Source organism: Serratia montpellierensis (assembly GCF_020858655.1).
GTDB lineage: Bacteria > Pseudomonadota > Gammaproteobacteria > Enterobacterales > Enterobacteriaceae > Serratia > Serratia montpellierensis.
In genome coordinates this window covers 879,983-887,699 of the sequence record NZ_VOSN01000013.1, presented here as the reverse complement: position 1 = coordinate 887,699, position 7,717 = coordinate 879,983, and the positions used below count along the sequence as shown (strand labels likewise).

The window sequence follows — 7,717 nt, the reverse complement described above, 5'->3', positions numbered from 1 at the left end:
CGTGTGAACGGGGCGAATAATAGCGGGGCGGTTGCGGCTTGTAAAGCCTGAAAACGCCCGATGTGTTCGTTTGCTGCAAGATTGCCCAACCTGCTGCTTTTTCTCGCTTTTGTCGCTTATCCCGCGCGCAGCGCTGCCGGGTTGCCCGTTGTTTGGCGCATTTGCCTGCCGATGGTGCAACGCCTGCCCTGCGTTGTGGCGCGCGCTGCCCGACGAACGGCCGTCGGCCGCCGTGTATCCCGCCTCCGTGGCCATTTACCGACTCTGGCCCGGATCTTGCTGTGGTGCCTGACCGGATTTCGGCATTCTCAATTTAGCGGCTCGCTGGAGGCACTATGAATTTCAGACGTCTGAAGTACTTCGTGAAAATCGTCGATATCGGCAGCCTGACCCAGGCGGCGGAGGTGTTGCACATCGCCCAGCCGGCGCTCAGCCAGCAGCTGGCGACGCTGGAGGGGGAGCTGAAACAACAGCTGCTGATCCGCACCAAGCGCGGCGTACAGCCGACCGAGGCCGGCAATATTCTTTATGCCCACGCGCAGACCATTCTGCGCCAGTGCGAGCAGGCGCAGAGCGCGGTCAACAGTGCCGGGCAGGCGATGAGTGGCCAGGTGTCTCTCGGGCTGGCGTCGGGCAGCACCGCGGCGCAGCTGGCGCTGCCGCTGCTGCAGAGCCTGCGCGATCAGCAACCGGGCATCCTGCTCAGCCTGCATGAAAACAGCGGTGCGGCGCTGGCCGGGCAGGTGGCTAACCAGACGCTGGACATGGCGATGGTCTACGGCGCCAAAATGCCCGCCGGTCTACACGCCATCGCATTGATGCGGGAAGATCTCTATCTGGTGGCGACGCGTGCGGTGCCGCATCCCGGCAACAGCGTCGATCTGCTGGACGTGGCGCGGCTGAACCTGTTCCTGCCGCGCGAGGGCGATGCGGTGCGCAACCAGTTGGAGGAGGCGATGGCGCTGCGCAAGCTGGCTGTCAACGTGGTGGGGGAGATCGAATCCTCGGGCGCGCTGAGCGCCGCGATCGCCGGCGGGCTGGGGGCGACCGTGCTGCCGGAGTCGGTGGCGCGCGCGATGATCGGCCCGGCCAAGGCCTGGATGGCGCGCATCAATGCGCCGACGATGTCGGTGCCGCTGGCGCTGTGCATGTCGGGCCAACAGGCGCTGTCCGCCCCGGCGCTGCTGGTGAAAGACCTGCTGCTGTCGATCGCCGGCGGCCGCAGCCAGGAGAAACGCGCGCTGGCGCTGGTGCGTTGAGGAAAAAACGGCCCGCCGCAGCGGGCCTGAGCACCGTTACCGGAACGGCGGTTCGTTGAAGGTGCGCAGCTTGCGCGAGTGCAGGCGATCGCCCTCGGCGCGCAGCAGATCGATGGCGCAGATGCCGATCTGCAGGTGCTCGGAGATCGCCCCTTCGTAGAAGCGGTTGGCCTGGCCCGGCAGTTTTATTTCGCCGTGCAGCGGTTTGTCGGAGACGCACAGCAGCGTGCCGTACGGCACCCGGAAGCGGTAACCCTGGGCGGCGATGGTGGCGCTCTCCATGTCGACCGCCACCGCGCGGCTGAGGTTGAAGCGCCGCGCCGAAGCGGAATAGCGCAGCTCCCAGTTGCGATCGTCGGTGGTGACCACGGTGCCGGTGCGCAAACGCTGTTTGACTTCTTCACCGGGCATGCCGCTGACCATCTTGGTGGCGTCGTACAGGGCGCGCTGCACCTCGGCGATGCTCGGGATCGGGATATCCGGCGGCAGCACCGCATCCAGCACGTGATCGTCGCGCAGATAGGCGTGGGCCAGCACATAGTCGCCGATCTTCTGGCTTTCGCGCAGGCCGCCGCAGTGGCCGATCATCAGCCAGGCGCTCGGGCGCAGCACCGCCAGGTGATCGCAGATGGTTTTGGCGTTGGACGGGCCGACGCCGATGTTAATCAGCGTGATGCCCTGGCCGGTACGCGAGATCAGGTGATAGGCCGGCATCTGGTGGTTTTTCCACGCCAGATCGGACACCGCCTGCTCGGGCGCGCTGGTTTCCGGCGTGATGTAGGTGCCGCCGGCGCTGGAGAGTGCGATATACGGGCTGGCCGGATCGGCGATCTGCGCGCAGGCCCAGCGCACGAACTCATCCACATAGCGGGTGTAGTTGGTGAACAGCACGAACGGCTGGAAATGCTCCACCGGCGTGCCGGTGTAGTGCCGCAGACGCGCCAGCGAGAAATCCGCGCGCAGCGCATCGAAATGCGACAGCGGGAAATGGTTGTCGGTGGTGTGATACAGGCCGTCGGCGGTCTCGTCACCGATCTGCGCCAGCTCGGTGGTGGGGAAATGCTGCGCGATGCCGGCGCTCATCGAGCGATCGAGCGCCAGGCTGGAACCGTCGATCACGTAAGGGAACGGGATCTCCTGCTGCGACGGCGCCACTTCGATATGGGCGGCGTAATCGTGCTCCAGCATCGCCAGCTGTTCGGCCAGATAGTGGCGGAACAGCTGCGGCCGGGTCACGGTGGTGCTGTAGCTGCCGGGATGGGTGAAGCGGCCGAAGGCGCGGGTTTTGCTCGGGCCGGATTGCTGCCCGTCCCAGCTGACGCGCAGCTCGGGATACACGAACAGCCCGGCGGCGCGCGCCTGCGCATCCGGCAACGTGCCGTGGCTGATAAAGTCGCTGACCGCCTGGCGCAGCGCGTCTACCGCGGCGTCATACAGGGCTTCCAGTTGATCGAGTGCCTGATCGGCGCTGAGGCCGCTGCGAGGTGGGGCATAGCTCATACTTTCTCCTTGGATGTCCCGGCTCTGTGGCGGGCTGCGGCGTTTTACCGTCACAGGTTAGCCGAAGAAGGGCGTAAAAGCTTGGTCGAAATGACGGGCACGGCAAAGAAAATACCGCGCCCGTAGCGTGCCGGGGGTCAGGAGGCGGGGCTTGCCGCTTCGACCTTCAGCGACACCAGCCCGATGCCCAGCTTCTTCGGCGTGAAGCCGCCGCTGGCGCTCTCTTTCGGCTCGGTGGGGGCCGGCGGGGTAATGCTGATCTTCTGCGCGCCGCGCGGGTTGTCGAAGCGCAGGGTGACGGTGCTGTCCTGTTCGCCGAGCGACACGAAGCGCTCTTCGTCGCCGACGCGCACCGAAATCGGCTCGCCGACGTTGTTGCCGTAGGCGCGGGCGCGCAGCACCAGATCAAAGGTCTTCGGCAGCGGGTCGACGTAATCAATATCGACCGCCGGCGCCAGGTTGGCGTCGGACCAGCGGCCCCACTCCTCGACGCCGGAAACGCCGGTAATGGCCTTCACCTGCTCCGGCAGGCCGGGCAGCATGAACTCGATGCTGTCCGCCTGGTACTTCATCGCCGCGTCTTCCACCTGCAGGCGAGCGACGGCGTTTTGGTAATCGGCGACGCTGTCCGCCGCCGGGGCGATAAAGTTCACCTTACCGCGGAAGCGTTCGCCGCTGGCCTGCACGATCTGCGGCGGCGAGGCCAGGGTGCCGGAGGCCACGCAGATGTCGGTGCTCAGCGCCAGTTTCGGCGCCCAGACCCGGCCGATCTCGTAGCATTTATCGACCCAGACGAATTTCTCCCCCGCCCCCAGTCCGGCCAGCTGCTTGCGCAGCGGGGTGGAGAGGTAGACGTTGAACATCGGTTCGATGCGGTTATCGCCCACCCGCAGGATGAACGGCACCTTGTAGGTGACGCCGGAGAAGCTGAAGCTGCGCTGGCGCGTATCCACGCTGTAGTCGCTGATGCGGTTCGGCAGGCCCCACTGGTTGATCACCGCCGGTTTCCAGCCGTTGATTTTCTCTTCGATGTTCAGGAACACCGTAGACAGCGACGGCGCCGACAGGCTGCTGCGGCCGAGGCCGATGTAGTTGTCGCCGCCCATCACGTCCAGCACCGTGGCGCCGTTGTCCAGCGTGCTGCGTTTCTCGTTGCGCTGTTCCGCCAGTGGCCGGGTGCCGTCGATGATAAAGAACAGGTTGCGGCGCTTCTGTTTGGTCAGGATATCGTAGGCGGTGTTGTTCATCGCCAGATGATCGGAGGACACCACGATCACGGTGTTGTTGAAATAGGGCGAGCGTTTGATCTTGTCGATCAGCGCGGCGATGTGTTGCTGGCTGCAGGCCACCGCGCTCAGCGAGCGGTTTTCCTTGTTCTGCCAGGCGTAACTTCTCTTGCTGCAGCCGGCGGAGATAAAGCCGTCCGGGTGATGGGTATCGACGGTCAGGGTAAACAGCGAGAAGGGTTGGCGCTGTTTGGACAGCTCGACGAACTTGCCGTATACCACGTCCAGCACGCTGTCGTCGTACCAGCCCCAGTCGTTTTTGTAGCTCGGATCGGCGACCCGATCGCGCAGCTCTTTGAAGCCATAAACGTGGTCGAAGCCGTGGGATTTCAGGAAGGTGTCTTTGCCGGCGAACGCCAGCTCGGCGCCCTGATAGAAATAGTTGCTGTAGCCGGCGGCCTTCAGCACGTCGCCCAGGCAGACGTTCTCCGGGTAGAAGGTGGAGACCGCGCTGGAGGCGTTGCCGTCGAAGGGGGCGAACAGCGGAATGCCGCACTGCGAGGCGACCATGCCGGCGATGGTGTACCCGGTGCCCGGCAACTGCTGGGTGTTGCTGAAATCGATGCTGTCCGTGCGCAGGGCGTTCAGCTCGTCGGCCAGGCCGGGAAACAGCTCGGTGTCGAAGTAGGTGCGCTCCAGGCTCTCGGCATAGATGTACACCAGGTTCGGCCGTTTGCCCTGCACGGTCTTTTTCGGCGCCTTGTAGTAGGTGGTGAAATCGGCGGTATCGCCGACGATCTGGCTCTTGACCAGCAGCGAGATGTCCTGAAACGCCGGGGTGGTGCCGACCGAAAACAGCGCCAGCAGCACGGCGACGATGCTGTAGGCCACGCTGCTGCCTTTGGCCTTGCGGCGCAGCAGGCTGCGGGCCAGCACCGCGAAGATAAGCCCCAACCCCGCCAGCAGGCCGATAAACGGCAGCACGTATTTGCTGATGCCCGCGCCTTTGAGGCTGCTGGTGACGGTATAGATCACCGCGTCGGTGATGCCGTCGCCGGTGAAGTAGTTGCTGGCGATCAGGATGACGTTCAGCACCAGATAGCTCCCGAGCAGCGTCAGCAAAATGGCGAACCACCAGCGGTTGGCGGCGGCCCGGGTGCGATAAATCAAAATCGATGCGAAGAAAAGCACAAACGACACTACTGCAGAAACCATCCGTCGAACCTTGTCTGGAGGGAAGAAAAACGTGACCGTCATGACGGCTTGCACCGTCAGATAACGCTATATAGCGTGTTGAATGCGACAGGGTCAATGCGACGACGCCGCGATATGCGCCGGGAATGCCTTGCTCTATGACGATATTGTGACATTGCCCCCATTATAGAGGCTTCGCGGGGTAAAAAAAGCGAAAAGCCCGCCAGAGCGTGCTCTGCGGGCTGGCGGCCGCTTTACGAAGGTAAAGGCGGCGAGTGCGATTTTATTAGACGCGGCGCGGGCCGTCGCCGATCAGGACGCTGAGCACTTCTGCGGCTTCGGCGTTTTTAGCGGCGGGTTTGGCCAACTGGGCCGTCGTCAGCGCCTGGATGCGGCAGGAGTAGGATTCTTTGTCTGTTAAGGTAATAAAGAGCACCCGCTCATATTCTTTATTGACTTCAATGGTTAACCCCATCGGGCAGGTTAACAGCACCAGCCCGGTCGGGCCGGCTTCGACAGAGAAAGTAATATTGTATTGGTAAGTGGTTTTCGTGTCTTTTTTCTTCTCCCAGAAGATCCAGGCGCTGTCTTTGGTTTCGTCCAGCCCGACGTAGGCGCCCTCAATGGCCGATTGAAGCTGTTGGGCCGGGGCGGGAGCCAATACGATGCCCAGAACCGTTTTGATCGTCGACAGCACCATGTCGGTCATGACGGAGGTTCTTGAGTCAGACGTTTCTTTTTTAATGTCGGTATAATTAGTGACTGAAAGCTCTGGGTTTTGGTTGACCAGCTCCATGGCTTTCTGCACATCGAATCGTAGCGAGTTGTTTTCGGCGGGAACCAGCGCGCCCTGGAAAAGGGCCGCCGTTTTCAATGCCAGAATTAAAACGGACGGGTCGGTAATTGAAATGATATTGTCGAAATTATTATCATCGGCAACCAACCGAATAAACAGGTTTTTGGTTATTACCGGGCTGCTGATTGAGGCTTTCTTTTTATCCAACATGTTGATTTCCTCTCGTATAGGGTTGATGGTTTCACGAAATATTTCGTGAAACGGATACTCTCTATTTTCAACTTCACGGATTTATTGATTTTTCAGCATCGGAGCGGGAGATGGCGTTATGAAATAATTATTGTTGCGCATAAGCGCGAAAACAGTGCCGCGTATATCTCTGCGGGCGTTGAAATAATGACGTGAAATCTCCTTGCTCGGACACTAAGTATTAATTGTCGGTGCGAGTTTATTCAACGTTAGCGGGTATTATATTTTGGTATATAAGAGCGTGGTTTCTCTGGGGGATATTATTAGTAGATAAAACAATCGTGGTTTTTTAATCGAAATTAATTATTAGTATGGATGATTTTTTGCGGGTGATTATTTTAACGGATACCGTTTTGACGATAACGTTTAATCGTCGAATGCTGAGAGAATCATTTTTCGAGGCGGGTATTTTCAGGTGAGCGCATGTGGCCGTGAAACGGCGTTTTACGGGCACCTGGCCCCGTCGCTCGATTTTCGCGGAGCGATGGGGTCACCGCCGGCGGGCAGCGCGCGCCGGCGGTGACAATCTCAACGCAATTCGACGGCGTATGCCTCGACCGGGGTGATTTTCTTGATCAGCTTGTTGTCGAACAGGAACTGTTCGTAAGCCTGGTAGCGCGCGCGATCCAACTTGGCCGGATCGCGGGCGAACAGCGGCAGGCTGGCTTGCCACGCCTGTTTGTTCAACTCGGTATTCAGCTCCGGATGCGCTTTGGCGAACGCCAGCCAGGTGTCCTGCGGGTGCGCATGCAGGTAGTCGCTGCCTTGCTTCAACGCGGCGAGGAACTTGCGGATTTTCGGCTCGTTCACCGCATCGCGGTTGGCGACGATGATCAGCTCGTCGTAGGCCGGTACGCCGTAATCTTCGACGTTGAACACCACCGGCGTCTTGCCCTGCAGCTTCAGCTCCAGCGCTTCGATGTTGCGGTAGCCGCCGATCACCGCATCGACCTGGCCCGCCAGCAGGGCGCTGGTCAGCTGAAAGTTGACGTTGATGAGCTTGATGTCCTGCGGCTTGAGGTGCTCGTGTTCGACCATGGTGGCCAGCGTCGCCTGTTCGATGCCGCTGACCGAGTAACCCACCGTTTTGCCCTTGAGATCCGCCGGCGACGTGATGTTTTTATCCAGCGCGATCACCGTATTCAAGGGCGTGTTGATCAGCGTGCCGACGCGCATCAGCGGCAGGCCCTGATCGGCGAAGAAATGCAGCTGCGGCTGATAGGTGATGGCGAGGTCGGCCTGTTTGGCGGCCACCAGCCGCGGCGGCAGCGCCGGATCGGACGGCGGCACGATCTTGACGTCCAGCCCTGCGGCCTTGAAGGCGCCAATCTGCTCGGCCACCATAATCGGCGCGTGATCGGGGTTGATGTACCAGTCGAGCACCAGCGTCAGCTTTTCGGCCGCGCCGGCCTGGCCGGTGATGGCGGCGCCCAGCAGCAGCCCGCAGAGGGTTTGTTTGATCATGGTCGTTCCTTTATCCCTGGTTATGGTTG

At 61.2% G+C, this 7,717-nt stretch carries 6 protein-coding genes; 1 reads left to right on the top strand and 5 read right to left on the bottom strand.

Annotation, left to right across the window (positions count from 1 at the left end):
- A partial coding sequence (locus FUU19_RS15975) for a hypothetical protein (protein ID WP_230507206.1) occupies nt 1–255 on the bottom strand: 255 nt, incomplete at its 3' end.
- A gap of 80 nt (nt 256–335) precedes the next feature.
- Between FUU19_RS15975 and nac the strand changes: the two genes are divergently transcribed.
- Nucleotides 336–1,259, top strand: a complete 924-nt coding sequence (gene nac / locus FUU19_RS15970) for a nitrogen assimilation transcriptional regulator NAC (RefSeq protein ID WP_141967872.1) — start codon at nt 336–338, stop codon at nt 1,257–1,259.
- 36 nt (nt 1,260–1,295) lie between these two features.
- Here nac and FUU19_RS15965 read toward each other — a convergent pair whose 3' ends face one another.
- The 4 genes from FUU19_RS15965 to FUU19_RS15950 form a co-directional block, all read right to left on the bottom strand.
- Nucleotides 1,296–2,759, bottom strand: a complete 1,464-nt coding sequence (locus FUU19_RS15965; RefSeq protein WP_123061799.1) for an AMP nucleosidase — start codon at nt 2,757–2,759, stop codon at nt 1,296–1,298.
- Between the two features lie 137 nt (nt 2,760–2,896).
- Nucleotides 2,897–5,200, bottom strand: coding sequence for a phosphatidylglycerol--membrane-oligosaccharide glycerophosphotransferase (gene opgB, locus FUU19_RS15960; protein ID WP_230490759.1), 2,304 nt, complete (start codon nt 5,198–5,200; stop codon nt 2,897–2,899).
- Between the two features lie 265 nt (nt 5,201–5,465).
- Nucleotides 5,466–6,185, bottom strand: a complete 720-nt coding sequence (locus tag FUU19_RS15955) for a cytolytic delta-endotoxin (insecticidal protein) (protein ID WP_141967878.1) — start codon at nt 6,183–6,185, stop codon at nt 5,466–5,468.
- A gap of 567 nt (nt 6,186–6,752) precedes the next feature.
- The gene (locus FUU19_RS15950; RefSeq protein WP_197833465.1) at nt 6,753–7,688 is read right to left on the bottom strand and encodes an ABC transporter substrate-binding protein; all 936 of its coding nucleotides are present in this window, start codon (nt 7,686–7,688) and stop codon (nt 6,753–6,755) included.
- Between the last annotated feature and the right edge of the window lie 29 nt (nt 7,689–7,717).

What these genes read in the sequence shown, in the direction of transcription:
- FUU19_RS15965 (WP_123061799.1), bottom strand. Translation starts at nt 2,759, where the DNA reads ATGAGCTATGCCCCACCTCGCAGCGGCCTCAGCGCCGATCAGGCACTC.
- FUU19_RS15955 (WP_141967878.1), bottom strand. Translation starts at nt 6,185, where the DNA reads ATGTTGGATAAAAAGAAAGCCTCAATCAGCAGCCCGGTAATAACCAAA.
- nac (WP_141967872.1), top strand. Translation starts at nt 336, where the DNA reads ATGAATTTCAGACGTCTGAAGTACTTCGTGAAAATCGTCGATATCGGC.
- FUU19_RS15950 (WP_197833465.1), bottom strand. Translation starts at nt 7,688, where the DNA reads ATGATCAAACAAACCCTCTGCGGGCTGCTGCTGGGCGCCGCCATCACC.
- opgB (WP_230490759.1), bottom strand. Translation starts at nt 5,200, where the DNA reads ATGGTTTCTGCAGTAGTGTCGTTTGTGCTTTTCTTCGCATCGATTTTG.